At 70.5% G+C, this 25361-nt stretch carries 26 protein-coding genes; 8 read left to right on the top strand and 18 right to left on the bottom strand.

Annotated elements, in window-relative coordinates; translation table 11 throughout:
• The first annotated feature begins 62 nt into the window (after nt 1-62).
• Both ACIBK9_RS48585 and ACIBK9_RS48580 read left to right on the top strand, forming a co-directional pair.
• Nucleotides 63-1454, top strand: coding sequence for a xylan 1,4-beta-xylosidase (locus tag ACIBK9_RS48585; protein ID WP_397165992.1), 1392 nt, complete (start codon nt 63-65; stop codon nt 1452-1454).
• Between the two features lie 546 nt (nt 1455-2000).
• Nucleotides 2001-2780, top strand: a complete 780-nt coding sequence (locus tag ACIBK9_RS48580) for a class I SAM-dependent methyltransferase (protein ID WP_358288028.1) — start codon at nt 2001-2003, stop codon at nt 2778-2780.
• A 116-nt stretch (nt 2781-2896) separates the two neighbouring features.
• Here ACIBK9_RS48580 and ACIBK9_RS48575 read toward each other — a convergent pair whose 3' ends face one another.
• Entirely contained in the window at nt 2897-3472 is a 576-nt protein-coding gene (locus ACIBK9_RS48575; protein WP_397165991.1) for a TetR/AcrR family transcriptional regulator, read from the bottom strand.
• A 52-nt stretch (nt 3473-3524) separates the two neighbouring features.
• Between ACIBK9_RS48575 and ACIBK9_RS48570 the strand changes: the two genes are divergently transcribed.
• A complete protein-coding gene (locus ACIBK9_RS48570) occupies nt 3525-3989 on the top strand; it encodes a DUF2867 domain-containing protein (RefSeq protein ID WP_397165989.1) in 465 nt (154 codons plus the stop codon).
• On the opposite strand, the gene ACIBK9_RS48565 is transcribed toward ACIBK9_RS48570, so the two are convergent.
• The 14 genes from ACIBK9_RS48565 to ACIBK9_RS48500 all read right to left on the bottom strand — a co-directional run bounded on the left by ACIBK9_RS48565 (nt 3979) and on the right by ACIBK9_RS48500 (nt 20236).
• Nucleotides 3979-4953 (bottom strand): NAD(P)-dependent alcohol dehydrogenase, encoded by a 975-nt coding sequence (locus ACIBK9_RS48565; RefSeq protein WP_397165988.1) that lies wholly within the window; start codon nt 4951-4953, stop codon nt 3979-3981. The two genes, ACIBK9_RS48570 and ACIBK9_RS48565, sit on opposite strands and share 11 nt — an antisense overlap.
• A gap of 9 nt (nt 4954-4962) precedes the next feature.
• On the bottom strand, nt 4963-5229 hold the full coding sequence (locus ACIBK9_RS48560) for a hypothetical protein (protein ID WP_352326042.1): 267 nt from the start codon (nt 5227-5229) through the stop codon (nt 4963-4965).
• A complete protein-coding gene (locus tag ACIBK9_RS48555) occupies nt 5229-5567 on the bottom strand; it encodes a winged helix-turn-helix domain-containing protein (RefSeq protein ID WP_352351957.1) in 339 nt (112 codons plus the stop codon). The genes ACIBK9_RS48560 and ACIBK9_RS48555 overlap by 1 nt, the downstream gene beginning before the upstream one ends.
• A gap of 75 nt (nt 5568-5642) precedes the next feature.
• Nucleotides 5643-6848, bottom strand: coding sequence for a DUF418 domain-containing protein (locus ACIBK9_RS48550; RefSeq protein ID WP_387670703.1), 1206 nt, complete (start codon nt 6846-6848; stop codon nt 5643-5645).
• A gap of 70 nt (nt 6849-6918) precedes the next feature.
• The gene (locus ACIBK9_RS48545) at nt 6919-9126 is read right to left on the bottom strand and encodes a hypothetical protein (RefSeq protein WP_397165986.1); all 2208 of its coding nucleotides are present in this window, start codon (nt 9124-9126) and stop codon (nt 6919-6921) included.
• Nucleotides 9127-10166: 1040 nt separating this feature from the next.
• On the bottom strand, nt 10167-11483 hold the full coding sequence (locus ACIBK9_RS48540) for a lipopolysaccharide biosynthesis protein (protein ID WP_397165984.1): 1317 nt from the start codon (nt 11481-11483) through the stop codon (nt 10167-10169).
• Nucleotides 11476-12279 (bottom strand): polysaccharide deacetylase family protein, encoded by an 804-nt coding sequence (locus tag ACIBK9_RS48535; RefSeq protein WP_352351953.1) that lies wholly within the window; start codon nt 12277-12279, stop codon nt 11476-11478. Before ACIBK9_RS48535 ends, ACIBK9_RS48540 begins: the two co-directional genes overlap by 8 nt.
• Nucleotides 12276-13217: a glycosyltransferase family 2 protein gene (locus tag ACIBK9_RS48530; protein ID WP_358288006.1), complete on the bottom strand. Its 942-nt coding sequence runs from the start codon at nt 13215-13217 to the stop codon at nt 12276-12278. Before ACIBK9_RS48530 ends, ACIBK9_RS48535 begins: the two co-directional genes overlap by 4 nt.
• A gap of 11 nt (nt 13218-13228) precedes the next feature.
• The gene (locus ACIBK9_RS48525) at nt 13229-14062 is read right to left on the bottom strand and encodes a glycosyltransferase family 2 protein (RefSeq protein WP_357978338.1); all 834 of its coding nucleotides are present in this window, start codon (nt 14060-14062) and stop codon (nt 13229-13231) included.
• Nucleotides 14063-14212: 150 nt separating this feature from the next.
• The gene (locus ACIBK9_RS48520) at nt 14213-15343 is read right to left on the bottom strand and encodes a GNAT family N-acetyltransferase (protein ID WP_352351950.1); all 1131 of its coding nucleotides are present in this window, start codon (nt 15341-15343) and stop codon (nt 14213-14215) included.
• Nucleotides 15340-15708, bottom strand: coding sequence for a hypothetical protein (locus ACIBK9_RS48515; protein ID WP_352327059.1), 369 nt, complete (start codon nt 15706-15708; stop codon nt 15340-15342). Before ACIBK9_RS48515 ends, ACIBK9_RS48520 begins: the two co-directional genes overlap by 4 nt.
• Nucleotides 15709-15982: 274 nt before the next feature.
• On the bottom strand, nt 15983-17551 hold the full coding sequence (locus tag ACIBK9_RS48510; protein ID WP_397165982.1) for a sigma-70 family RNA polymerase sigma factor: 1569 nt from the start codon (nt 17549-17551) through the stop codon (nt 15983-15985).
• A 139-nt stretch (nt 17552-17690) separates the two neighbouring features.
• The gene (locus ACIBK9_RS48505; RefSeq protein ID WP_397165980.1) at nt 17691-19463 is read right to left on the bottom strand and encodes a substrate-binding domain-containing protein; all 1773 of its coding nucleotides are present in this window, start codon (nt 19461-19463) and stop codon (nt 17691-17693) included.
• Between the two features lie 134 nt (nt 19464-19597).
• A complete protein-coding gene (locus ACIBK9_RS48500; protein ID WP_397165978.1) occupies nt 19598-20236 on the bottom strand; it encodes a hypothetical protein in 639 nt (212 codons plus the stop codon).
• A 141-nt stretch (nt 20237-20377) separates the two neighbouring features.
• On the opposite strand from ACIBK9_RS48500, the gene ACIBK9_RS48495 reads away from it, so the two are divergent.
• The 3 genes from ACIBK9_RS48495 to ACIBK9_RS48485 are packed head-to-tail and all read left to right on the top strand — an operon-like array spanning nt 20378 to nt 22471.
• Nucleotides 20378-21151 carry a DUF4184 family protein gene (locus tag ACIBK9_RS48495; protein WP_397165977.1) on the top strand — a complete coding sequence of 258 codons (774 nt, stop codon included), beginning with the start codon at nt 20378-20380 and terminating at the stop codon, nt 21149-21151.
• Nucleotides 21144-21962: a TrmH family RNA methyltransferase gene (locus tag ACIBK9_RS48490; protein WP_397165975.1), complete on the top strand. Its 819-nt coding sequence runs from the start codon at nt 21144-21146 to the stop codon at nt 21960-21962. The genes ACIBK9_RS48495 and ACIBK9_RS48490 overlap by 8 nt, the downstream gene beginning before the upstream one ends.
• 59 nt (nt 21963-22021) lie before the next feature.
• Nucleotides 22022-22471 (top strand): group II truncated hemoglobin, encoded by a 450-nt coding sequence (locus ACIBK9_RS48485; RefSeq protein ID WP_358287986.1) that lies wholly within the window; start codon nt 22022-22024, stop codon nt 22469-22471.
• Between the two features lie 4 nt (nt 22472-22475).
• Here ACIBK9_RS48485 and ACIBK9_RS48480 read toward each other — a convergent pair whose 3' ends face one another.
• Nucleotides 22476-22769, bottom strand: coding sequence for a hypothetical protein (locus ACIBK9_RS48480; RefSeq protein ID WP_397165973.1), 294 nt, complete (start codon nt 22767-22769; stop codon nt 22476-22478).
• Between the two features lie 196 nt (nt 22770-22965).
• On the opposite strand from ACIBK9_RS48480, the gene ACIBK9_RS48475 reads away from it, so the two are divergent.
• Nucleotides 22966-23595, top strand: a complete 630-nt coding sequence (locus tag ACIBK9_RS48475) for a hypothetical protein (protein WP_397165972.1) — start codon at nt 22966-22968, stop codon at nt 23593-23595.
• 21 nt (nt 23596-23616) lie between these two features.
• On the opposite strand, the gene ACIBK9_RS48470 is transcribed toward ACIBK9_RS48475, so the two are convergent.
• On the bottom strand, nt 23617-24417 hold the full coding sequence (locus tag ACIBK9_RS48470) for a D-alanyl-D-alanine carboxypeptidase family protein (protein ID WP_397165970.1): 801 nt from the start codon (nt 24415-24417) through the stop codon (nt 23617-23619).
• A 156-nt stretch (nt 24418-24573) separates the two neighbouring features.
• Here ACIBK9_RS48470 and ACIBK9_RS48465 point away from each other — a divergent pair, with 156 nt between their 5' ends.
• Nucleotides 24574-24765, top strand: coding sequence for a DUF1508 domain-containing protein (locus ACIBK9_RS48465; protein WP_357978304.1), 192 nt, complete (start codon nt 24574-24576; stop codon nt 24763-24765).
• Here the strand turns inward: ACIBK9_RS48465 and ACIBK9_RS48460 are convergent.
• Nucleotides 24762-25283 (bottom strand): DedA family protein, encoded by a 522-nt coding sequence (locus tag ACIBK9_RS48460; protein WP_387655775.1) that lies wholly within the window; start codon nt 25281-25283, stop codon nt 24762-24764. The two genes, ACIBK9_RS48465 and ACIBK9_RS48460, sit on opposite strands and share 4 nt — an antisense overlap.
• Nucleotides 25284-25361 lie beyond the last annotated feature (78 nt).

Below are 25361 nucleotides of genomic sequence, written 5' to 3'. Positions count from 1 at the left end.
ACCGTCATAAGGGCCGGGCACTGCCTGGCCCTTGTACGTTGCGTGATGGTAAGGAGCGTTCCGTGATTCCCACCGAGGGCAGACACGCGCGCAAACGGTCGCCATGGCCGATCGCCCTGGGGGCCGGCGTCCTCGCGGTCGTGCTCGTCGTCGGCATCATGGTCTACGCGGGCATGCGGTCGAGCTCCCGCGAGGGCTTCAAAGGCGGCGAGGTGGCCGAGGTCGGGCCCACCCAGGCGCCGCCGCGGCTCGAACAGCCGCCCGTGCTCCACGACTGGCCCCGGTGGGGCATCACGCACACGCAGTACAGCACCGAGACCGAGCCGCGCCCGGTCGTCGAACAGGCCAGGGGCATGCTCGGACGGGTGCCGATGCTGCAGAACCAGCACATCATGGGCTGGGGCGTGGGCAACCCCGAGCCGAGCCCCGGCCAGTTCAGCTTCCGCGACCTCGACCGGCGGCTGACGTTCATGGCGTCGTCGCGGGCGGTGCCGGTGATCACCCTGTGCTGCGCGCCCGACTGGATGAAGGGTGGGCAGCCCGGACGTACCGACTGGAGCAAGAACCACACCGTCGCCCCCAAGCCGGAGCACTTCGACGACTACGCCAAGCTGGCCGCGCGGGTGGCCCGGCAGTACCCGACCGTCAAGTACTACATGGTGTGGAACGAGTTCAAGGGCTTCTGGGACCCCTCCACCAACCGCTGGGACGCCGAGGGGTACACCCAGCTCTACAACAAGGTCTACACGGCGTTGAAGAAGGTCGACCCGCAGATCAAGGTGGGCGGGCCGTACATGCCGATCGAGACCGGCTCGGGCGGCGGGCCGTCCGAGCTGAAGGGGCCCTGGGGGACCGTCGATCAGCGGGCGCTCGACGCCATCGAGTACTGGATCGAGCACAAGAAGGGCGCCGACTTCATCGTCGTGGACGGCGCCTCGATGACGACCGACAAGGGGAACGTTCCCGACGACTTCGGCGCGCTCGCCAAGTTCGGCGCGATCACGAAGTGGCTGCGGGAGAAGAGCGACGACCTGCCCGTCTGGTGGGCCGAGTGGTACGTCGAGCCGGAGAACTCCGGGTGGAGCGAGGAGCGGCGCACGGCCGTGCAGGCGGCGGCGATGATGGAGTTCGCCAGGAGCGGCGTCACCACCGCCCTGTACTGGAACCCGCAGGTGAAGGGGACGGGCCAGTGCGACGGCTGCCTCTGGGCGCCCGGGCGGGGGGACGAGATGCCGATGGCGGGGCTGCTGAGCGGGTTCACCCGGTGGTTCCCGGCGGGGGCGCGGCTCGACGGCTCGGTGACGTCGTCCGACCCGAAGGTGAAGGTGCTGGCGCAGGAGCAGCAGGTCGTCATGGTGAACACGTCCGACCGGGAGGTGACGGCCACGGTGGACGGCAAGGCGGTGACGCTGGGGGCGTACGAGATCAAGTGGGCGGGAAGAGGCGGCGCCTGACGGCACCCGACGCCTGCGGCGCTGATGGTTTCCAAGCCCGGCGCCTAAGGCGCCCATGGTCCACCCGGCCCGTTGCCTGGTTACCGGGTGGGCCTGCTGGAGCCCACCCTGGAGAGGCGCCTGCGGCACTGACGATTTCCACCCCTGGAAGGGCGCCTTGCGCATCCCTGGTTGGCGCGTCGTTGCTTGGTCATCGGCGACGTACGGCGCTCACCTGCGCCTCGGCTCCTGGAGTTCGCCGCGGCTCCTACACCGGACTCCACGACACCGTCACCATGCGTCGAACACCCACGAAAGCCCCTCAGCCTAGGCATCGCCCTCACCCGCCGGCCTGCCCCAAGCCTGCCTCGCCCTCACCCCCGGCGACCCCCGACACCCGAGCCCGCACCCAGCCCCCTCCCCACCCGACCCCGGCTTCACGATCCCGAGGCCCGTCCCGGGGCAGCCGCCCGGTACGGTCCACCGCTTCACCGATCCCGACACCCATGAACGTAGAGTGGTGCTCCATAAGCCGAAAGTGACTGACTTGTGACGCCGGGGACCGTGATGACCGACAGCAACGCCGAGCCGCCCATCGTGCACATCCTCGACCCGATGAGCGCGGCCTACGACGCCGCCTTCGCCACCTTCCTGGCCCACACCGACCAGAAGATCCGAGCTCGCGAAGAACTGGCCCGGGTCGTGGGACGGCTGCCCCACCGCCGTACGCTCATCGACGCCGGCGCGGGGACGGGCGAGACCACCGCGTGGCTGGCCCCCAGGTTCGACCGGACGATCGCCATCGAGCCGAACGAGCACCTGCGGGCGGAACTGGCCCGCCGGTGTCCCGAGGCCACGATCCTCGGTCAGGACATCGCCACCGCCGACCCGGAGGAGACCGCCGACCTGGTGTTGTGCGCGCACGTCCTGTACTACCTGCCGCAAGAGTCCTGGCTGCGGCAGCTCCAGAGGCTGGCCTCCTGGACGGCCGAGGGCGGCTTCGCCGTGGTCGTCATGCAGAACCCCGACAGCGACTGCATGCGCCTGCTGCGCCGCTTCACCGGCCACCGCTACGACCTGGACGCCCTAGGACGCGCCTTCGCCGCCACCGCGGGCACCGAATGGGAGATCGGCATCAGCACCGACCCGGCCTCCGTCACCATGCCCGACCTGGAAACCGCCCTGGCCGTCGCGCAGTTCATGCTGAACGTCGTCCCGCTGTCGCAGCCGCCCGCCATGGACGAGGTCGCCGCCTACCTCCAGGAACACTTCCGCACCCCGGACGGCTACCGCCTGAGCTGCGACCAGGACTTCCTGGAACTCCAGCGCAACGGCCCAGACGCCTGACCGCAGGAAACCCGCCCGGACCGCCCAGTGGCGGCCTGACGCGGCCCTGACGGGCCTCCGTGATCGGCCGTGACGGGCCTCCGCGATCGGCCCTGACAGGCCTCCGGGATCGGCACTCACTCGCCCTGGGCGGGCGGCGGCGTGACGGCCATCGTGAAGGCGGTCTCGGTGAGGAGCGCCTGGTCGAGCACGATGTGCGGCCGCGTGCCGCGTTCGAGCTGCTGGAGGCCGAGCACCACCGCCAGCGCGAGCAGCGCCCGGCGTTCCGCCTCCCCCTCGTCGAAGCCCAGCCCCACCAGGAGCCCGGCGACGAAGTCGACGCGGCGGCGGGTGACCCGGGTGACGATGTCGGCGACGCCCTCGCGTTCGGCGTCGAGGTAGAGGCGGCTCTCGCCGCCGCGCCGCCCCGCGCGGGCCGCGACCGTGCCGAACAGGGCGCGCAGCCGGGCGCGCGGCTCGGCCTCGGCGGAGGCGGCCGCGATGATGTGCTCGGTCTCCTCGGCCTCCCAGCGTTCCATGACCGCCCGGACGAGCGCGCCGCGGTCGGCGTGGTGCCAGTAGAAGGATCCCTTGGTGGTGCCGAGGTCGCGGGCGACGGCCTCGACCCGCACCGAGTCCAGTCCGATCTTGGTGAACCGCGCGTACGCCGCGTCCACCCACTGTTCCGCCGTGATCCGGCCCCCTTGCGCCATTCGCCATACGGTACCGTATAGTCCTCACCATACGGCACCGTATGGAGGCGTCATGAGAACACCCGTCTACTGGTCGTCCGCCCTGGACGACATGCCCGCGCCCGACTACGCCGACGTGGTCGTCGGCGTGCTGCCGCCGCGCGCGACCGACGACCCGCGGGCCTGGGCGAAAGCTGTCTTCTCGGTCAGGTCGATGCCCCGCTGGATCGCCGCGGCCCTGTGGTTGCGCCAGGCGGTCGTGCCGCTGGTCGGCATCCCGCGCGCGCCGCGCGACGTCTTCGGGGTCGCCCGGGTCGAGGGGGAGGAGGCGCTGATCGTGGCCGACGACCGGCACCTGGACTTCCGCTGCGGGGTGGGGGTCGATCGCGAGGCCCGGCTCGTGCGGGTCACGACCACCGTCCGGCTGAAGGGCCGGCGCGGCCGGCTCTACTTCTGGCCGGTACGCCTCGTGCACCCGATCGTCGTCCGGGCCATGCTCCGCTCCGCCCAGCGCCGCCTGGGTGCGCCTAGAGGGTGACGACGACCTTGCCCGTGGCGTGGCCCTGCTCGACGTGGGCGATGGCCTCGGGCACCTGGTCCAGCCGGTACGTCCGGCTGACGACCGGGACGACCTGGCCCGCCTCGACAAGCCCGCGCACGGCGGCCAGCGTGTCCCGGTCCGCGGCCGTGACGAAGTTGACCAGGCGCTGCCGGACGAACGGCTTGGTCACGAGCACGCGCAGGATGCGCCCGGTCGGCCCGAGCAGCGACCCGCCGCCGGAGCCCCCGTTGGGGACGTAGGCGCCGGTGGGGGCGAGGGCCCGCCGGTAGTCCGCGAGAGGCCGGTCGCCGACGTTGTCGAGGATGACGTCGTACCGGCCGGGATGCTGGGCGAAGTCCTGCCGGGTGTAGTCGATGACCTCGTCGGCCCCCAAGGACGCGACGAGCTCCGCCTTGCCGCCGCTGCACACGCCGGTCACCTCGGCGCCCAGCGCCTTGGCGATCTGCACCGCGAACGTCCCCACCCCGCCCGCCGCGCCGACGACCAGGACCTTCTGCCCCGGTTTGACCTCGCCTCTGGTGGCCAGGGCCTCGTAGGCGGTCAGCGCCGCCAGCGGCACGGCCGCCGCCTGCTCGTACGTCGAACCGGCCGGCTTCTCCAGCAGCACCTTGTCCTGGGGGACGGCGACGTACTCGGCGAAGGCGCCCCGGAAGTGGCCGAACACCTCGTCGCCGGGCTTCAGCCGGGTGACGTTGCGGCCCGTCGCCTCGACCTGACCGGCCAGGTCCATGCCGAGCCCGGCGAACTTGGGGCGGCGCAGCCCGCAGACGGCCCGCATCACGTACGGCAGACCGCGCACGAAGTGCCAGTCGCCCGGGTTGACGGCCGCGGCCCGCACCCGGACCAGCACATCGTCGTCGCCGACCGGCGGCGGATCGACCTCACGCAGTTCGATGACGGACTCGGGCGGCCCGTAGGCGGCGTAACGGATGGCCTTCATGGCACGCTCCTACTCGACGGTTCTGAGGATCTGCTCGATCGACGCCGTGCGGGCGCGCAGCTCGGCCAGGTCGGCGGCCGAGCGCTGCTGGGCGTCAAGGGTGTTCTCGGCGAGCTGCTCGAACCGGTGCACGAGCCGGCGCAGGTCGTCCTTCTGCAGGGCCTCCAGCTTCGCCTTGCGGAAGTCGAAGAGGCCGACGATGACCAGGCAGATCAGGAAGCCGGTCACGAGCAGCACACCGAGGATGAAGATCACCTCGGGCCAGGCGGTGGGCATCAGGGGCGCTCCTTGGGCTCCGGGTCGGGCGCGGTGAGGGTCTTGGCCGCCTCGGCCAGCGCCGCTGCGGTGAGGTGGACGTCGAAGTCGGTGACTTCGTAGTACTTCATGGCCTTGCCGTCCTCGGAGAGCTCCAGCGTGCCGACGATCAGGCCGGCCGCTTCCAGCCGCCGCAGGTGCATGTGGAGGAGCGGACGGCTGACGCCGATCTCACGGGCCAGGTGGCTCACATAGTCGCGGCCGGCGGCCAGGGTCGCGACGATGCGCACCCGCAGGGGGTTGCCCAGCGCCGCCAGCATCTCGACCAGCTCGTCACCGGTCGGCCCGGCATCGGTCATGATTTCCCGTCACGTGAAAGGTTTTCCTTACACATGAGAGCGTACCTCGCCCAAGGGATTTTTGGGCAGAAGATTTCAGACGGTCTGCGCGGAGTCGGGTGCCTTGCGCCGCTCGCCCGTGGGCCTGCGCCAGTACGTCAGGAAGCGCAGCACCCACTCCACCGGCCCGTACCGGTGTCCCTTGAGCCACCAGTGGCTGTAGAGCACCTGGACGGTGAAGATGGCCAGCGCGATCAGCACCTCGACGCCGGGGCTGACCCGGTCCACCAGGGCCAGGCCGTAACCGGTGAAGATCAGCGAACAGATCAGCGACTGGCCCAGGTAGTTCGACAGGGCCATCCGCCCGGGGGCGGCCAGGGCCCGGCCCACCCGCGGCAGGTACGGCAGCACCCGCAGGAACGTGGCCGCGTACGCGGCGGCCAGCAGCGGCGCGGTCACCAGGTCGATCGCCTCGCCCAGGAACTTGTTCACCGTGCCGTTCCAGGCCGACTGCGTGTAGACGAAGGCCCCGGCCAGCCCGACCGTGAACCCGGTCCACTGCAGCCTGCGCAGCGCCACCTTGTGCGCCGACAGGTTCCGCAGCACGCCGAGCTTGCCGACCGCCAGCCCGATCAGGCACGCGGCCAGCACCGCCGGCCCCTGGAACAGCACCCGCAGCAGGACGATCAGCGACAGCTTGCGCATGTGCTCGGAGATGATCTGCCAGAACACCCCGCCGAGGGCGGTGTCGGACCTGGCGGCCTCGGCGGTGCCCTCGGCGACCGTGCCGGACGCGTCCAGGCCGACCATCGCCAGCAGGGCCAGCATGAGGAACCCGAACGCGAGCACCAGGGTCAGCAGCCCGGCCAGCACGATCGCGGTCTTGGGGCCGATCCGGCGCAGCACCAGCAGCGCGATCCCGACGAACGCGTACGTGGTCAGGATGTCGCCGGGGAACAGCAGCACCGCGTGGGCCAGGCCGATCAGCAGCAGCCCGCCCAGGCGGCGCAGGAACATCGGCACGAACGCCCGCCCCTGCCGGACGGCCGAGTCGAGCTGGAGCGTGAAGCTGTAGCCGAACAGGAAGGAGAACAGCAGGTAGAACTTGTTCTCCATGAACAGCGTCACGAGCCAGCGCACGACCCAGTCGAGCGAGGAGTCGAAGCCGGGCTCGGCCATCCCGGCCATCCGGTAACCGGAGGCCAGGAAGGCGATGTTGACGACGAGGATCCCCAGCAGCGAGAAGCCGCGCAGGGCGTCCACAGAAGTGATCCTCGCGGCCGCGAGTCGTGCATCGGGCATGGCGGGAAGTGTCTCCTGTGTCCTCATCAGGCCTACATCATCCCGCAAAACCTTAGCGTTTCCTGTGAATTCAGTTATTTAGTGCGATGTGGATAAATCTCTCCACGATCACTGCTATTGAGATCAAGAACGACGGGATGGCCAGGAACATCAGCCCTCTGCGCGCCCGTCGTGCCCGGTTCGGCCCGTTCAGCCGGATGACCTCGTAGCCGAACAGCGCCACCCACGTCACGACCAGCGCCCCGATGCCGACGGGCGTCCACGGCGAGGTGGGGTCGCCACGTCCCTTGTAGGGGTTGGGATCGGGGATCTCCGTGCCCTTCACGAACTTCTTCCAGGTGTAGAGCGCGGCGTCGTCGTTGGAGAAGACCTTCTTCAGGTCGGGCGAGGCGTCCAGCGCGGCCCGGAACCGCTGTCCCCAGTCCTCCGGGAAGCCCTCGTTGAGCTGCAGGTAGCTGACCTGTCCGCGGCTCACCATCAGGTACGAGTTGCGCGGCTGCTCCTTCAGCTTGGCCACCGCGTCGGAGATCTGGGTCGGGTCCTTGTGCACCCGCGCCTGGACGCCGAAGTTGACCAGCTCGACGTCCCGCTCGCCCCACGGCAGGGTCGGCGTGACTTCCGGGCCCTCCTTGGGCACCAGGTAGAGCACCTTGGCGCTCGGCTTGTCGTGGTCGTAGACGTAGTGCAGGGCGGCGACCTCGCCGGTGGTGACCCGTTCGAACTTCTCGTTGCCGTACCGGGCCAGCAGGAACGCGAAGGCGAACAGCACCGCGAAGCAGGCCGCGAGCACGACCGAGATCTTCCTGGTCAGCTCGGGGTTGAAACGCACGTTCCGCCTGCGCAGCGGCACGGTCTCCTCGCGCACGTCCGCGCTGTCGGCCGGCATGTTCGGGAAGAACGCGTAGGCGGCCAGCAGGCAGGAGCCGGGCAGCGCGAACATGTAGATGCGCAGCCCGATCTCGCCGCCGTAGCTCTGCAGCCCCAGCGCCAGCACCGGCACGCACAGCAGGATCAGCGCGGACCGGTCGAACACCCCGCGGCGCAGCCGCCGGAACAGCCCGGCCGCCGCCAGCGAGAGGATGACCCCGAGGATGCCGAGCCGCGCCTGCAGCACCAGCGCGTGCGCCGGGTCGCTGCCCTCGACGCGGTCGGAGGTGGCGCTGCCGATGTTCTGCAGGATCTTGCCCAGGCCGCCGAAGATCGCGTCGATCTGGCCCGCCCAGAACCCGACCGTCATGTAGCTGATCCACGCCAGCGTCACGAGACCGAGGAAGAACGGCAGCGCCCAGGTCAGCGAGGTCCGCTTGAAGATCAGGAACGCGGTCACCACGCCGAGCATCATGAACGGCGTGATCTGGTGCGAGGCCACCGACGCGAAGAACAACGCCAGCAGCATCAGCAGCATCAGCAGCTTGTCGGCCCGGTAGGTGCCGGTGTTCACGATCTCGCCGGGCGTCATGGCGTCGAGCCTGCCCAGCAGCTTGCGCAGCCCCTTGGGCGGGATCGGCTTGGTGCGCGGCTCCACCCGTCCGAACCAGCGCAACAGGATCGCCACGAACGCCAGATACAGGGCGAAGGTGAACCCCTGCGGCGAGAAGTAGTCCTGTCCGATCCACTGCACGAGGATGAACAGCAGCGCCGCGAACCAGCGGGCCCGCGTCGTCGCGACCACCTGGCGCAGGATCAGGACGAACGGGAGCAGGTAGAGCAGGTTCGACAGGAGCGGCGTCCACTGCAGGATCGTCGTCATGTCGGTGATGCCGGCGGCCTTGGTGACGAACGCGAACAACGCGAAGAAACCCGGCCAGCCCATGCGGGCGTCGATGCTGATCGCCGTCTCGCCCGTCCTGGAGATGAACTCCACGAAACCGGCGTGGATGTACGCCGTGGGGAAGCGCGGCTCGGTGGCCACCAGGGCGCCCGCGCCGTGCAGGGCGAACGTGATGGCGGCGATCTGGAACAGCAGCAGGAACTTGCGGTCGGTGCTCTGGGCGACCGTGACGAAGAACGACACGATCATGATCAGCAGGGCGACGAACGCGGTCGCCGGCAGCGCCGAGATCAGGCCCAGGCCGTTGATGTTCTCCGGGTCCACTCCCCACAGCGGGCCCGGGGGCACGCGCAGGGCGAGGATGTACATGAGCAGGCCCTCAAGCACGAGGACGATGGGCAGCCACTTGGGCGCGCTGGCGACCAGCGCCCCGACCCGCCCGCCGGCGGTCCGGCCCTTCTGCCCCGCGGCCACGGGCGCGCCTTCGCCGCCCAGCGGGCCGCCCACGGCCTGTCCGTCACCAGGAGCCGCCGGAGCCCGCTCGACCACCGGAGCCCCGACCCCGGACGCCGCGACGGCACCGGCATCGGCCGTCCGGGAAACAGGCGCCCGGAAGGCAACGGTCCTGCCGTCACTCTCACCATCGACGGCAGCCCCATCAGGACGGCCCGCCTGGGAACCCCTGGCGGCAGGGCCCTCGGGCCGGCTGCCCTGAGAACGGGACACACCAGACGCACCGGCGCCCATGGCGCCGGAGCCGGCAGCACGGGCGGCGTCCGCGCCGGATGCGCCTGCGTTCCCCGCGTCGGCGACCCCGGTACGGCCAGGGCCCGCCTCCCCGTTCGGCGAGGCGCCACCCGCGTCGGAGGAGGCCCCGGAACGAGCAGGCCCTGCCGCGGGCGACCCGGCCGATCCCGCAGCACCCGCTCCAGCCGAGCCGGAGCCCTTCGGGCCACTTCCCGCACCTTGGGGTGTCGCGGAGCTCTTCGAGGGGCTGTCGCCGCTGTCAGCGGTCGTGGAGGAGCCGCCCTTGGCAGCCCCGGAGGCGGGAGCCTGGGGAGACTCCGCCGCGGGCATCGGCATGGTCCCGGCGGTCGGTGAGCTCTTCGCGTCCGAAGCCGCGGGCTTCTCGGTGCCGGACGGCTCGGCCGGGGCGTGGGGTGCCCTGGCGGTGAACGCGTTGGGCCCCGCCGTCTTCGGCTGGGCCGCGCCGTCACGCTCCGCGAACGCCTGCGAAGGCCCGGAAGCGGGCTGGTCTGTCGTGGGAGGGTGGCCGATGTGCACGGTTCCGGGGACGCGGAAGGCCGTCGTCGTCTCGGCGTTCACCTCCGCCGGGGAGCCGGACGCCTCAGGCGCCTCCTCGTCCGACGCCGGCGGGGACGCCGGAGCGCCCCCTTGGCCGTCGTCGAACGTCAGCCGCGGGATCACCCCCGTGGCCTCCGGATCGAAGGGCGTCTCTGTCTCCTCCCCGGCGTCCTTGCGAACGTCGGAGGAGCCGGTCTTCCCCTTAGTCATGCCATCGCCGTCCCGTTGCCTCACGTTGACCATCATGCGGCCCCGGACGACCCCTGAGTGACAGTCGGCTGCCCAGTTTCACCAAAATTGAGTATTTTGCGTAGATTTCCGAAGATCAGAAGTGCCACCAGCAGCTCGCTGAAGAGCAGTCCGTAACCCACGGCGTTCACCCCGAAGTGCGGGAAAAGGGCCACCGTGGACACCAGCACCAGCACCGCCAGCCCGATCTGCACGATCGCCAGCGTGCGCGCGTGGCTCTGCGCCCGCAACGCGCTCAGGTACACCTCGATCAGCACCCGCGGCAGCACGGCCAGCGCCATCAGCCGCAGCAGCGTGGACCCCTCGTCGGCGAACTCGGCGCCGAAGACGGTCAGGATCAGCGGCGCCCCGATGATCGCCACCGCGATGATCGGAGTCACGATCATGAAGCCGCGCCGCAGCGCCCGCCGGCAGTTCAGGGCCAGTTTGGAACGGTCGAACGACCCCTCGACCGTCAGCGACACCGCCATGTTCATGGCCAGCAGCTCGATCATGCTGGCCAGCGTGTGGGCCATCGAGAAGCGCCCGAACGTGGCCTCGCCCACCTTGGTCGCCACCACCACGGGCACCAGGTAGACGATCGCCAGGATCGACAGGGTGCCGGGGAAGTCACCGGCCAGGAACCGGCCGATCTGCCGCAGGCCGGGCGGCTCGTGGGCGGCGCCGAGGCTCTTGACGTGCCGGGGCACGACGACGCCGAAGATCAGCCAGTTGACCGGGATCAGCGCGAGGGCGGTGGGGATCATCCACGAGACGAAGATGCCGCCGTCGGGCAGCGCGCCGGCCAGCGCGACCAGCAGGCCCATCTTGACCAGGCCGAACACCAGGTTGTTGACCGGCACCCAGGTGGCCTTGCGCAACCCGGTGAGCACGACGTCCTGGAGCGTGAAGACGGCCCACACCAGCACCGAGGCCAGGAAGAACAGCCCCGGCCCGAATCCGGCCAGCACCGAGTACGTCTTCCCCCACAGCGGCAGCGTCAGCAGGAAGCCGAGCGCCGCGACCCCGCCCGTGGCGGCGGCCAGGCCGTAGCCGCGCAGGATGAGCTCGGGCGTGCGCCGCCCGGCCACCGGCAGGAAGCGGGCCAGCGCCCCCACGAAGCCGAGCGCGGTCAGCGACGCGAACAGCCGCATCGCGGTGATCACCGCCTGGCCGCGCCCGAACTCCTCGGGGGTGTAGAAGTGCGCCGCGAGCAGCCAGTAGCCCATGCCTAGGGTGCCGGTGACGACCGTGTTGGCCATCAGGGCGTAACCCTGGCGGAAGAGCGGATTGCTGAGGTCGCGGAGGATCTTTTCCCGCAGGCTAGACATTTCCGCGCACCCGCTGCAGCCCGTACCTCGTCCGCCGGACGACCGCGTACCCCTTGGTGAGGATGCGTTCGCGCAGGTAGATGAGAGGTACGGCGTTGCCTTCGACGGCGCGCTTGAACATGCTGATGGTCGTCGGCTTGCCGACCGTCAGCCGGGGGATGGCGAGCATGTCGTGGCGGTCGGCCGCGATGGTGTTGCTCACGGCGCAGGCGGCGAAGTAGCCGGCCTTGCGCACCTCGTGGCGGACCCGGGCGCTGGAGTAGCCATAGGGGTAGGCCATGGTGGCGACCGGCGCGCCGATCTTCTCCTCCAGCAGGCCCTTGTTCCTGCGCAGCTCCTGCCGCAGGTCGTCGGTGCGGAGCTGGTCGAGCTGCGGGTGGCTGTGGCTGTGGCCGCCGATCTCGATGCCGTTCTGGGCGGCCTCGCGGGCCTGGCCCCACGACAGCATGTCGTCGAGCGGACGGCCCGCGGCGTCCTTGCCGGCGTCGGCCACCCAGCCGCTGGTCAGGAAGACCGTGGCCGGGAAGTTGTAGCGGTCGAGCAGGGGCAGCGCCTGGCTGTGGAAGTCGGCGTAGCCGTCGTCGAAGGTCAGGACGATCGGCTTCGCCGGCACCGTACGGCCGTCGATCTTGTTCAGCGCGGCCACCAGGTCGCCCAGCGTGAGCGGGGTGAACCCGCTCTCCGACAGGTAGGCGAGCTGCTCGGCCAGGTCGGACGGCCGCACGGCGTGCGGCCGCGTCTCGTCGTTGGGGCTGTCGCTGACCGAGTGGTACATCAGGATCGGAATGCGGATCATGAGCGTGCCACCTTCAGCCTTGCCGTGCCGACCACGTAACCCCAGGTCGTCCAGGCCAGGCCGACGACGATCGCGGCGGCCCTGCCGAGCCCGGACGGATCGCCGCGCAGGGCGTCGCCCACGCCGCGCAGCGCGCCGAGCGGCAGCGTCTTCATGGCGTGGGCGCGCTCGCTGGCCAGGCCGTCCTGGGTGCCGACCTCCCGCGTGACCAGGGCCTTCGACAGGCCCTCCGCGTAGCACCTGGACCTGAAGTAGGCGAAGCCCTCGCGCTGCCTGGACACCTTGTGCCCGATGACCGCGCGGGGCTCGAACAGCATGACCGAGCCCGGCTTGCGCTGACTCAGCCTGATGCAGAACTCGGTCTCCTCGCAGCCCAGCGGGCGCGACTTGCGGCCCTGCACGCTGCGGCCGATGCCGCTGTGGAAGCCGCCGACCTCGGCGACGACCTCGCGCAGGAAGGCGGCGTTGCCGCCCATGACGTTGCGGATCGGCGCGCGTACCGCGGGCATGCCGCGGTACGTGCACCCGACCGTCCAGTCGAACTCGTACGGGAACCAGCGGGGCCGGCGCTTCGACGCCCACAAGGGGTCGGTACGCCCGCCCACGCCCACCACACCGGATTCCTGGAAGCCCTCCTCCAAAGCCTCCAGCCACCCCGCGTCGGCGACCGCGTCGTCGTCGAGAAACGCGACGATCTCACCGGTGGCCGTGGCCACGCCGGTGTTCTTGCCGCCGGACAGCCCCTGCTCGTGCGTGTTCTCCACCACGATGGCCTGTGGATAGGCGCGCTTGAGCTTCAGGTGCAGGTCCGGATTGTGGTCGACCACCAGGATCAGCTCGTGTGCCGGGCGGCTCTGGTTCTCGACCGACTCGACTGCCTGCCTGATGTCCTCCCAGCGCTCTTCTGTGTAGACGCAGATGACAACAGACGTGTTCACAACGGTTCCTCTTACGCGACGCCTCGGTCAGCGGCGGGAGTGGCGGTGGGCTCAGGCTGAGGGGCGGAGGGCTGGCGGCGCCACTCCTTCAGGATCGTCTTGAGCACACGGAAGCCATCTCGTACGGCACGCAGGTTGCTCTCGCCGTGAATGCGGTTGCGCTCGTGGCTGGGCACCTCGTGCACCTTCAGCCCGGCCTTGGCCGCCCGCACGTTCATCAGGGTCTCGACCTCGAAGCCGTCGCAGTCGAGGTCGAGCACGTCGAGGTGACGCGCCCAGAACGCGTTGTAGCCGTAGCACAGGTCGGTGTAGCTGGTCTTGTACATCACGTTGACGATGCCGGTGAGGACCTTGTTTCCCAGGCGCCGGTTGAGCGTCAGGTCGTCGCTGCCGCCGCCGGCGGCGTAGCGCGAGCCCTTGACGAAGTCGGCCCCGGTCACGAGGGCGCCCACGAACGAGATGATCTCGCGGCCGTCCGTCGAGCCGTCGGCGTCGATCATGACGATGATGTCGCTGGTGCACGCGGCGAAGCCGGCGGACAGGGCGTCGCCCTTGCCCTTGCCGGTCTGCGTGACGATCTTCACGTTGGGTCGCAGGCGCTTGGCGACCTCGACGGTGTCGTCGACGGAGTTGCCGTCGACGAGCACGATCTCGTCGACCCACTGGGGGATCGTCGCGAAGACGTGCGGCAGGTTCTCGGCCTCGTTCATCGCCGGGACGACCACGCTCACCGTAGGGGAAATGGCCAGGTGAGGGGTGACGGGCGTGAAGCTCGAAGGGGGCGGCATGGAACGCAAGGGCGACTTCTGGACCTTGCCGTTGTGCTTGGTGATCTCGGGACTCATGGCGAGGGATATCCTTCCGGGACCCGGCCCTGCTCACCGCACGGAGTCATCCCCGGGTGCTGCGGGAATGGCGGAGCCGACGAGCGGTGCATTGTTGGGTCCTGTGGAGTGAGGGTGTGTGCTGGTGCCGGGGGGTGGTGCCGGGAGCGTTCAGCCGGCTCCCGTTGGTTCCTTGACTACATTGGGTGACTCCTGCTGCTGCTGCATCGAGGTGCGCACCCGACCAAAGCCCTTGAGGACGCGGTCGGCCGCCTTATAAAGAGACGGTCGATCCAAGACGATTGTTCGAGCTTTGTTGAAAGGAGTTCGGCCCATCCAGTGGACGGCCGCTGTCGCGGACGGTCGTGAGATGCGGCCCTCGGCAACGTACAGGACCCCGCTCTTGAGCCAGTCTTTGTACTCTTTGCCGCCTTTGCCCATGTCGACCATGTGCATCCCGTCGTTCGCGGCGGCCTCGGCCATCTGCAGATGGTGAACGATGCCAGGCGAGTAACGGGCGTACTCGGTGTCGTAGGCGGGGAACCACCCTACAAGCGTCGTGGCCGTACGGAGACCGAAATGCCCGGCGACAGGCACGTCCCCGGCATAAAGCATGGTGAGGATGCCGGAGAAGTCCGATGACTTCTCGGCATGCATCATGTCGATGAGTTCGACGATCCAGGGCTGGGCGAACCGGTCGACCCGGCCGGTGCGCCGGTACTGGTCGGACTTCCAGGCCAGCAGCGTGCGCAGGACCTCGGGGTCGGTGGCGTTCCACTCGAAGCGCAGCCCGCCCTGCTCGCGGCCGAACTTGCGCTCCTTGTAGCGGACGGTCTTGAGGTTCTTGGGGGAGTTGGCCTTGACCTGCTCCAGCCAGGAGTCGAAGCCGGAGGTGAAATCCATCACGGGGGCCGGGCGCACGTCGGCCTCGTACGGGGCGAACGTCGGCTGGCCGGCGACCAGGTGGTCGAAGTCGAACACGCTGAGCTTGCAGGCGCGCAGCAGCTGCTTGGCGTCGAGGTGCAGGTCGGGGACGGCGATCAGGCCGTGGCAGGTGGTGAGGAAGCCGCCCAGCGGCTTGCCGATGCCGAAGCTGTGCCGCTCGTACGGGAAGAACCCGGCGATGCGGTTGCCGTCGGAGATGACCGCCACCCTCACGTAGTCACGCAAGCGGTCCATCGCCACGGCGAACTCGACGGACAGGAACGGGTTGTCCAGACTCGGATCGGCCTTCTGGAGCTCGCGCCATCGGGCGCGTTCGGAGTCGCCGAGGTCTCTCGGCCGCACTACCTGGATGTTCACCTTGCCCTGGCCCCCTGTTCGGTCTGCATGTTCTTCCCCCGGTACAACACGCGAAGCACGTACATGAACCCGCCGAGCACGGCGACCGTCGCCACGCCGGCCCTGGGCGACCATGCGTTGAACAGCAGCATGGCTTCGGCGAGGAGCACGTTCAGGACGAGGCTGGCCGCGGCTCCTACTGATAGTGCGGCAAGGGGGTCACGATCGCGCAACAGTCCCACCACCGCCGCCCCCGGCACCACCATGAGGAACAGGGAGATCAAGAACGGGCGCAGCGGGGTGTCGAGGTCGAACAGCGCGACCACGGCCCCCGCTATGCAGGCGAGCGCCAGCAGCCATGCCAGCGCTCTGCGGTGCTTGAGCATCTCCTGTTTCTCTCCTGCTCTTTCTGGTCAAGACATGGTTGATCGATTTTCATGGGACCAATCCTGGTCCGGGCACGTCAATGCCGACGCTTGGTGAGCCGTTGAGGTTCACCGGCATGGCGAAGTTCCTCCTGTGACTTCCGCCACAGGACGTGGTGACTCCGGGTTTCCGGGCGTGTTCCCCAAGCTAACCAGAATGCCCTATGTGGCCTATGATGTTCGAGCCAGGGTCCTGTTTATCCCGTTATGTCCGCTCTTCCAGGGGAGCTGTTCGTCACCCTTGTGGTGCGGCGTCCACATTCGAGGTCTGTCCGTCGCTCGGCGCCTCGGACGGCTCGGCGGTGGGCGTGGGCGGGTCGGAGGGGGGATCGGACTCCGGGGCGCGGTCGGCGTTCCAGGCCAGCGAGCAGCTGGCGGCGCCGCCGTTCGAGGTGAACGAGACGCGGCCGCGGCCGCCGGCGCTCGGGTCCACGACGGTCACCCAGATCGACACCGAGCCGCCCGCCTTGACCGAACCGCTGGCGGGGAAGACGTCGAGGCCCTGTGACGCGGTCGCCACCCAGGAGACCGCGGCGTTGCGGGCGCGCAGCCCGATCTTGGCGGCGCCCGCGATCGAGGCGGGGCACGTCGTGCCGAGCCGGGCGACCGGCGCGGGCCTGCGGCGGCTCACCGTGGGCGCGGCCGGCCCCCCGCTGGGCCGCCGGGCGGGCCGCCGGACCGTCGGCGTGGCGGACGGGGACGCCTCCGGCGCGTCGGCGCTCGGCGTGGGCTCGGGCGTCACGTCCTCCTCCTCCGGCGCCGGCTCCGGCGTGCGCTCGGAGGAAGGGGAGAGCGTAGGCGTGGGCGTCAGGGTGAGCGCGGTCTGCGCGGCGTCGCCGCCGTTCAGCACGACCACCGCCCCGGTCGCGGCCAGCACGCACACCCCGGCCAGCACCACCGGCCCGAGACGACGCGGACGGCGGCGGCGCGAGCGCCGTTCGGCGGCCACCGGGAAGCCGGTGCGGTCGAAGTTGTCGCCGCGGTCGGTGATCAGCGTCCTGGTCTGGTCGCGCCCGGGATCGACGCAGGTGTCCACCACCCGGCGGCGCAGCGAGAGCGGCGGGAACTCGACCGGCACCAGGTCGAGCAGGCGCGACGCCGCAACCTGCCGGTGCTTGCCCTCGGTGCACACCTCGCACCCGGCGATGTGCCCCGACAGCCGCCGCCGCAGCAGCGGCGTGAGCGGCCCCTCCCAGGAGTCCACCATCGCCGACAGGTCCGGGCAGTGCGCCCGGCCCGTCTTGGCCAGGACGACCGCCGCGGCGGCGTTCTCCAGCTGGTCGCGGGCCCGGCCCAGCCGGGTGGCGGCCTGACGGGAGGTCAGCCCCAGCACCGAGGCGACCTCGACCGGCGTCAGGCCGTGTCGCAGCGACAGCAGGACGATCTCGCGCTCGTTCCCGCTCAGCTCGCCCAGCGTCTCGCGGACCAGCCCGGCCAGCTCGGAGTCGGGCTCCCCGGACGGCGGCCCGGACGACGGCCCGGACGGACGCGCCTGCGGCAGGCCCCCGGCGGGCGTGCCGCGGTGGGCCATCCTGGCCCGGACCTGGAACCTGGTCAGCGCGTACACCCAGGCGCGCAGGCGGCCGGCCTCCTTCAGCCGGTCCACGCAGCCCTGCGCGGTCACCAGGGCGTCGTGCACGGCGTCGGCGGCCGAGTCCCGGTCGCCGATCAGCGAGAGGGCGTAGTCGTAGAGCCGTTCGCCGTAGGAGTCGTACAGGGCGGCGGGAGCGTCGGTGTCGGCCCGCCGCAGAGCGGCGACCAGTTCCTGATCGTCGGCGCGGCCGACCGTCGGCCATCCAGGCACGGATTCCCCTCCCCGCGGGTGGAACGGGCGCTCAAGCCCCCACGCGGGAGAGGACGCCGCCTCGATCGGCCAGGTTGACCGGCGCGGCCGCGGTCATGCCCAACCGGCATGACGTCGTGATCCGTGTGACGGGAGTGGCTCAGCCGTCGCAGTCGGGGGCGCAGAGACGGCGTTCCATGCCCTGGAGGAAGAAGTCGCGGACCTGGAGCACGTCCTTGGCGATGTAGGCCTCGCCGCCGGTCGTCTTGGCCAGCGTGTCCATCTGCTTCCTGCCCGCCTCGGCCTCCGGCCCGAAGGCGATGAGCAGGATGCTGATCGGCCGCTTCGGGTTGTAGGTCTTCTTGAGGTACTGCAGGATCTGGGCGTTCGAGACGCCGCCGGAGGGATCGTCGTTGCCCGCGCCGTCCGTCAGGATCAGCAGGGTGTTGATCTTGTCTTCCTGGTACGTCTTCGTCAGCTCGCCGTAGGCGGCCTTGATGGTGTCGTTCAGGCCGGTGTCGCCGGTGGCCTTGGCCTGGATCTGCCCGAACTGCCGGACCAGCGCCTGCTTGCGGAGCACGCCGTTGGTGGACTCGGCGAGCGGGCCGACGGAGACGAGTTCCCGCCAGTCCTTGCCCTGTCCGTCCATGTGGGTGGAGAACGTCCACAGGCCCAGCTCGGAGTCGGCCGGGAACAGCCCCAGGCCCTCCATGGCGATCTTGTTGATGGCCTGCATGCGGGTCATGTTCGTGCCGGGGACGGGCAGCGCCATCGTGCCGGAGACGTCGAGCAGGGTGAGCAGCCGGGTGCCGAGGTTCAGCCGCGACCAGGTCTGCACCATCGAGGCCACGCTCTTGGCGTCGGGCCGCGGCAGCGCCTCCGGCTTGTCCGGGACGAACCCCTTCTCCTTCGTCAGCGTCTCGCCGGCCTTGCCGTCGGGGCTGCGGAAGCCCGCGTCGCGCAGGATCTTCTTGGCCGCGTCCGTGCCGAGGTCCTGCCTGAAGTCCGCGGCCGCCTTCTGGATCGCCGGGTCCTTGGTGACGATCGTGATCGGGTAGTCGAGGCTGAGCGTGCCCTCCTTGGGATAGAGGGCGACCACCGGGGCCTCGGGCTTCTTGGCGTTGTGGGCGTAGACGGCCTGCTCGGAGGCGACGCCGACCGGCACCTTGCTGCCCGACTTCACCGTCAGGCTGGCCAGCAGCGCCGCCGGGTCGGAGGCGAGCTGGCCGGAGATCTCCTTGAGCGCGCCGACCAGCGCCTTGTTCTGCCCGGCCTCCTTGGCCGAGGTGGCGGCGGCCAGCAGCGCGGCCAGCCCGGCGGAGTTCTTCTGCGGGTCGAGCGCCAGCACCCGGACCTTCCTGCCGGGGCCGTCGGGGTTGGCCACGTTGGCCGCCGCGATCATGCCCGCCCAGCTCGGCGTCAGGCTGCCGGACAGCTTCGCCGCGGCGGACTTGGCCGCGGCCAGCACGACGGGCGACAGGGCGACCGAGCCGGCCGGCTCCGGCAGCGCCGAGCCCGCGGGGGAGTTGCGGAGGTTGCCCACCAGCAGGCTGGAGTCGGCCACCCACACGTCCGCGGCGGACTTGCCGGCGGCCAGCCCGTTCGCGGTCTTGGCCGCCGCCTCCCTGGTCACGGTGACCTCGACGCACTTGCTGTCGATCGAGTGCAGGGCCTTGGTGTAGTTGGCGGCGATCTTGTTGAGCGCGGGGTGGATGTCGGGGGTGGCCACGACGCGCAGCGGCAGCTTGCCGGCCGAGCAGTCGTGCTCCCGATTGAAGATCACGAACGCCGCGACACCGAGGAGCACGGCCAGCGCGACGGCCCCGGCCAGCGGTACGAGCACCCTGCCACGCCCGCTGACCGACCGTCTGCGGGAGGGTGGTTCCTGGGCTCGGTAGCCGCCGTCGAGCTCGTCTGTCCGGTGTCGCCCCACGATGTCCTCTTAGGTGTGTTGAGACCTTCCGGAGACCCTAGCGGGAGTTGCTCCGCAATACTCCGGGAACACTACTCGGTGGGCTCTGTGTGGCAAAACCGCTCTTTTGGTGCGCCTATTACGGAGAGTGGCGGTCAATGGCAGCAGGCGTGACCGCGCCAGGCGCGCGCTCCCTCACGCACCGCGACCGCCGCGAGGGCCACCGCCATGGCCGGATCCACCCACCACCAGCCCAGCGTGTTCAGCCACAGACCGGCCAGCACGCCGGCCGCCATGGCGGCGCAGATCAGGTTCTGGGTGCCCTCGCCGGACGTCGCCGCCGACGCCAGCCGGGCCCCCAGCCGCCGCTTGACCAGCCCCAGCGCGGGCATGCTGACCAGGCTGACCGTCGTGACCACGATGCCGAGCACGGTCGGCGTGGCCCGGTGGCCGGCGTCGAGGTCGTGCGCGACGTGCCCGACGAGGTAGGGCGCGAGCAGCCAGAAGCTCACCGCCACCGCCCGCCTGGCGGTGGTCTCGGCGTGCGGCGACAGCGTGCGGGCGCCGGTGAAGCGCCACACCACGATCAGGCTCGCCGCGGCCTCGGCGAAGGCCGACAGCCCCCACCCGATCAGCGCGACGGAATGCGCCGACAGCCCGGCGGCCAGGCCCAGCGTGCTCTCCACGGCCAGCCAGGCGAGCGTGGCCACCGACAGCGCACGCGCGGCGCGGGCGGCCCGCAGCCAGTCGGCCGTCGCGGCCGGATGCTCATGAATCCGCTGGTCAGACACCATGAACCCCCGAACTCCCGGCTATCCGGCCGTCGACAGCGTTACGTAACGTACCCATGACCTGGAGTGACTTTAAGCCCTGTGCGGCAAAGGATGTTCAAGATTCACCGGATAATGGCGGTGATCGCGTCCGGGGGAGGGATCGTGCCGTTCACGCCCAGTCACATCGCCGCCGTGCTGCCTCTGGTGGCCTCCGGACGGGCGCGGCGGTTCGCCGATCCGTGGGCGCTCGCGCTCGGGGCGATGGTCCCCGACCTGCCGATCTTCCTGCCGTTCCTGCCGGTCTACGGCGACTGGCACTCCTGGCAGGGCGTGCTCACCCTCGACCTGGCCGCGGTGCTGCTGCTCCTGCCGCTGTTCCACCTCGTGCTGCGCGATCCGCTGATCTCGTTGCTGCCGCCGTCCCTGGCCGGGCCGGCCGCGGCGCTCCTGCGGCCGGGCCGGCTCAGGATCCTGCCGGTGGTGGCCGGCAGCGTGATCGGCTCGGCCACCCACCTGTTCTGGGACTCCTTCACCCACTCCTACGCCTCCGCCCGCTGGGGCGCCTGGCCAGACACCCCCGTCTTCGGCACGACCAGGCTCTTCAGCGTGCTGCAGTACACCTCGTCGGCCGTCGGGCTGGCCGTGGTCGTGTGGTGGGCCTGGCGCGCCTTGTCCCGCACCGAGGCGGCCGGCGTGCCGGGCCGTCTGCGGCTCGCGCCCGCCGTGCGGTGGGCCGTGCTGGCCGCCTGCGCGCTCGGCACGGTCGCCGGCGCCCTCGTGTGGCCGCTGGTGGACGAGCCCAACCCCGCCTTCGGCTTCCGGAGCGTGCTCACCAAGACGGGCGCGGGCACCGTGATCGGGCTCTCGGCCGTCCTGGCCTGCTACGCGATCGGCTGGCAGGTCAGGCGGCGCATGGCAGTATCGGAAGGTGCCTGACTACGTGTTCGACGCCGACGACCCCCGAATCGCCGACTACACCCGGCTGCGGGACGTCGAGCTGCGCAAGAGCCTGGAGGCGGAGCGCGGCCTGTTCCTCGCCGAGGGGGAGAAGGTGATCAGGCGGGCCATCGCCGCCGGCTACCCCATCCGCTCGGTCCTGACCACCCGGCGCTGGTACGAGTCGCTGTCCGACGTCATCGGCGACGCCACCGTCTACGAGGTGAGCGACGAGCTGATGGCCGGCATCGCGGGCTTCCAGATCCACCGCGGCGCGCTGGCCTCCATGCGACGCCTGCCGCTGCCCACGGCCGAGAGCCTGATCAAGGGCGGCGCCCGCCGGCTGCTGGTCCTGGAGGACCTGGTCGACCACTCCAACGTCGGCGCGATCTTCCGCTGCGCCGCCGCGCTCGGCGTGGACGGCGTCCTGCTCTCGCCGCGCTGCGCCGACCCGCTTTACCGCCGGGCGGTGAAGGTCTCCATGGGCGCGGTCTTCTCGATCCCGTACGCGCGGCTCGACGACTGGTACACCGGCCTCGGCGAGCTGCGGGCGTCGGGATTCCAGACCCTGGCGCTGACCCCCGACCAGAGCGCGGTCCCCCTCGACCGGGTCCCGATGGGCGACCGGGTGGCGCTGCTGCTCGGCGCCGAGGGCGACGGCCTGTCCTCCCACTGGCTGCACGAGGCCGACCACGCGGTGTGCATCCCCATGAGCCCGGCCGCGATGGACGCGGGCGTCGACTCGCTCAACGTGGTGGCCGCGGCGGCGATCGCCTGCCACGGGCTGATGCGCTCGGCCGCCGCGCGCTGACCGTCCGGGCGTGCGAATGGGTCTGGTGGCGCTTCGACCAGGCGTGTAACCCTGTAATCATGCAGACCCTGTTCGAGCACGCCGGCGGCGAAGAAGGCTTACGCCGCTTCATCGAGATCTTCTACCGCAGCCTGCTGGCCGACCCGCTGCTCCAGCCGCTCTTCGGCGAGGGCAAGGCGAGCCACGTGGACAACCTGACCGCCTTCACCGTCGAGACGTTCGGCGGCCCCGACACGTTCTCGGCGGAGATGGGCGGCTTCCCGCTGCTCATCGAGGCGCACCGCGGGCTGGGCATCGAGGAGGCCCAGCGGCGGCGGTTCGTCGAGCTGTACATGGAGGCCGCCGACGCGGCCGGGCTGCCCGACGACGAGCCGTTCCGGGCCTCGCTCCGCTCGCACGTGGAGTTCGGCACGCAGGTGGCGTTGCAGAACTCCCACGCCGAGACCGACGACCAGCTCCACCCGCTGCGCGAGGTGCCGCGCTGGGACTGGGAGCGGCCGCCGGAGTAGCCGGTCAGGGGCGGTCGGTGTCCTCGATGAGCCAGTCGGGGTAGGCGTCGATGTCGTGCAGCACCGGCTGGGTCTCGACGCTGCCGGCACCGCCGTTCGCGCCGATGTGCGCCGCCAGCTCGGCGGCCTGTTCGCGTGGTGTGATGAGGGTGAGCTGCCAGGAGACCCCGGCCTCCGCGGCCGGGACTTCCGCGATGTCGATCGAGGTGGCCAGCCCCGCGAGCAGGATGGTGTGCGCGAGCGCGGCGGCCTGCTCATGGCCCTCGATCGTCGTGCGGACTTCGATGAATTCCGCCATGATCTTCCTTATTGCGGAGGGGTACATTCGCCACCCTATCTGCGCGAATCGACCGTGGGGTCGGCTTCGGGCGGCCGAAGTCGGCCTGGGTGGCGTCGGTTGCGACGAGCCGGTACCCGAGATCGGCGGCCTCAATCACGACGGGATGCGGCAAGATGTGATCCGCCGATCACCGAGAGCGACCGACGGAGGTCCCGTGAAGCCGACCTGGATCATCGCGGCCGCGGTCGCGGCCACCCCGCCCGCGTTCATGGCCCCGCCCGCGTTCACGAGCCCGCCCGCGTTCACGACTCTGCGCGTCACCCGCGCGGGAGCGGCCGTGCGCCCGGCGGCGGCCACGCATTCGTGGGCCGCCTCCGCCGATCGCAGCGCTCTGAGCTGTGCCGTCAGCTCCCCGGCCGGTCGGCCGCTGACCTTCAGCCCGCGCATCGGCCTGACCGCGAAGCCGGTGTCGGCCCGCGGCAACCTCCAGCTCACCGGCTGCCTGTCGGCCGACGGCTCGGCTCCCTACCTGCGCTCGGGCTGGGTCACCCTGAAGAGCGTCGGCCGGGCGTCGTGCGCGAGCGCCCGGCAGGTCCACGGCACCGCCCGCATCACCTGGTTCGGCCTCGACGGGCGGCCGGTCGGCACCTCGGAGGTGCGTACGCGGGCCGACCGGCTGGCCACCCAGAGCCCGGCCGACAGCTTCCTGACCGGCACGGTCGTGTCGGGGCCGCTGGACCGCGAGCGCGTCCGCGGCACGATCACGCCCGCCATGGGCCTCCTGGCCTGCGCGACCGGCGGCCTGGGCACGCTGTCCGCGGCGGGCCGGCTCACGTTCGGCTGATCTCCGGTCGGCTTCCGGCGGTCAGCCGCCGGCGATCTGCTCGCCCGCGAAGTCCAGCAGTTGCTCGGCGGTGCTGAAGCGGCGCTCGTCCCCGTCGTGGAGCAGGACGCCGAACACCCGCCTGCCGCCGCGGTCGCCCGCGAACAGCAGGCAGTACTGCGCCGCGTTCGTGTATCCGGTCTTCACGCCTACGACGTCCGCCGATCGGCCGAGCAGCTTGTTGGAGTTGCGCCAGGTGTGCGCCCCGTGCAGGGCCGACTTGGCCACCTTGTACACCTTGCTGCCCACCACCGTGCGGAAGACCGGGTCGGCCATCGCCCGCTGGGCCAGCGTGACCTGGTCCACGGCGGTCGAGTAGCCGCCGTTGGCCGGCGTGGGCAGCCCGTCGGGGTTGGTGTAGCGGGTGTCGCCGAGGCCGAGCGAGCGCGCGGCCCGGTTCATCTTGGCCACGAACGCGGTCTTGCCCGGCCCGTACTTCCTGGCCAGGGCGTTGGCGGCGTCGGCGCCCGAGGGGAGCATGAGGCCGTACAGCAGGTCCCTGGCCGTGAGGCGCTCGCCCTTCCGCAGACCGGCCGTGGTCGCGCCGTTGCTGGTCGCGTGCTTCACGTCGGCGGCGGTGACGGTGATCGGCTCGTTCAGGCGTCCCTCGCGCAGGACGACGTAGGCCGTCATCACCTTGACCAGGCTGGCCACCGGCACCCGCCGGGTCTCCCGCTTCGCGAAGTGGATCGTTCCGTCCGAGTCCACTACATATGCCGCCCCCGCCTTCACCGTCGGGACGTCGGCGGCCCGTGCGGCGGACGCCGGGTAAGAGATCCCCACAACCAACGCGAGTACGGCAGAGCCGATGAAACCCCCAATACGCATGCCAGACATGTTCGCAGGAGATCAAGGGTTGGTTTGCGAAACTCGGCCGTAAGTGGCCCTCAGTTGGGGGTAAATGCTTGATAGATCCGACATCTGCGGGGAGACGAGGCCGTGGCAGGCAGGTTCATCATCAGTCAGGACGAGCGGGGCACGTTCCGTTTCGCGCTCGTCGCGAACAACGGGCAGACGCTGGCCGTGGGCGAGGGCTATCCGAGCAAGGCCGCCTGCGTCAACGGCATCGAGACCGTGCGCAGGAACGCTCCCGAGGCCGCCATCGACGACCAGACCCCGGCCGCGATCTAGGACGAGGCCAGGGCCTTGCGCCGGCGGCGGACGAAGAACCAGGCCACGCCCGCCGCGACCACGAGCAGCAGGACCAGCGCGCTGACGGGCGAGCGGGCGGCCAGTTGCAGCCAGCCCCACACCAGCGCCGTGAGCCCGAACCACCAGATGGGCGCCCAGGTCAGGCAGCCGAGCGCGCTCGCCACCACGTACCAGGGATAGGACACCCGCAGCGCGCCCGCCACCCACGGCAGCGTGTGCCGCAGCATGGGCACCCAGAAGCAGCCGTAGACGGCCAGTGCGCCCCACTTCTCGACGACGCCCTCGATCCGCGCGATGCGCTCGCGGCCGAGCCGCACACCGACCTTGGACTCGTAGAGCTTCTCGCCGAGCTTGCGGCCGACCCAGTAGTAGACCTGGAACGCGCCGAACAGCGCGAGGATGAGAACGGCCCCCACCAGCCAGTACGGCAGCCCGAACCAGAACGGCCGGGCGGGATCGGGGAGGGCGGCAGCCGCATGCCACATGAGCCCGCTCACCCCCACTCCAACGCCTTAGGTCAGCCTTACCTTAGTCAAGGAAGAGGCGTTCCGCCACATCAGCTTGCAAGGCCGGGT

This window comes from Nonomuraea sp. NPDC050227 (assembly GCF_044459705.1).
In the GTDB taxonomy this organism is placed as follows: domain Bacteria; phylum Actinomycetota; class Actinomycetes; order Streptosporangiales; family Streptosporangiaceae; genus Nonomuraea.
The sequence above is the reverse complement of the archived record's forward strand: the minus strand, read 5'-3'. Positions and strand labels throughout refer to the sequence as shown.

Coding starts and splice junctions, on each gene's coding strand:
- ACIBK9_RS48560 (WP_352326042.1), bottom strand. CDS start 5,229: ATGCCCACCGCCTGGCCCGAGGTGATCTTCATCCTCGGTGTGCTGCTC.
- ACIBK9_RS48550 (WP_387670703.1), bottom strand. CDS start 6,848: ATGCCCGATGCACGACTCGCGGCCGCGAGGATCACTTCTGTGGACGCC.
- ACIBK9_RS48480 (WP_397165973.1), bottom strand. CDS start 22,769: ATGGCGGAATTCATCGAAGTCCGCACGACGATCGAGGGCCATGAGCAG.
- ACIBK9_RS48555 (WP_352351957.1), bottom strand. CDS start 5,567: ATGACCGATGCCGGGCCGACCGGTGACGAGCTGGTCGAGATGCTGGCG.
- ACIBK9_RS48570 (WP_397165989.1), top strand. CDS start 3,525: ATGAGAACACCCGTCTACTGGTCGTCCGCCCTGGACGACATGCCCGCG.
- ACIBK9_RS48485 (WP_358287986.1), top strand. CDS start 22,022: ATGCAGACCCTGTTCGAGCACGCCGGCGGCGAAGAAGGCTTACGCCGC.
- ACIBK9_RS48525 (WP_357978338.1), bottom strand. CDS start 14,062: ATGAGTCCCGAGATCACCAAGCACAACGGCAAGGTCCAGAAGTCGCCC.
- ACIBK9_RS48575 (WP_397165991.1), bottom strand. CDS start 3,472: ATGGCGCAAGGGGGCCGGATCACGGCGGAACAGTGGGTGGACGCGGCG.
- ACIBK9_RS48580 (WP_358288028.1), top strand. CDS start 2,001: ATGACCGACAGCAACGCCGAGCCGCCCATCGTGCACATCCTCGACCCG.
- ACIBK9_RS48540 (WP_397165984.1), bottom strand. CDS start 11,483: ATGTCTAGCCTGCGGGAAAAGATCCTCCGCGACCTCAGCAATCCGCTC.
- ACIBK9_RS48535 (WP_352351953.1), bottom strand. CDS start 12,279: ATGATCCGCATTCCGATCCTGATGTACCACTCGGTCAGCGACAGCCCC.
- ACIBK9_RS48565 (WP_397165988.1), bottom strand. CDS start 4,953: ATGAAGGCCATCCGTTACGCCGCCTACGGGCCGCCCGAGTCCGTCATC.
- ACIBK9_RS48515 (WP_352327059.1), bottom strand. CDS start 15,708: ATGCTCAAGCACCGCAGAGCGCTGGCATGGCTGCTGGCGCTCGCCTGC.
- ACIBK9_RS48500 (WP_397165978.1), bottom strand. CDS start 20,236: ATGGTGTCTGACCAGCGGATTCATGAGCATCCGGCCGCGACGGCCGAC.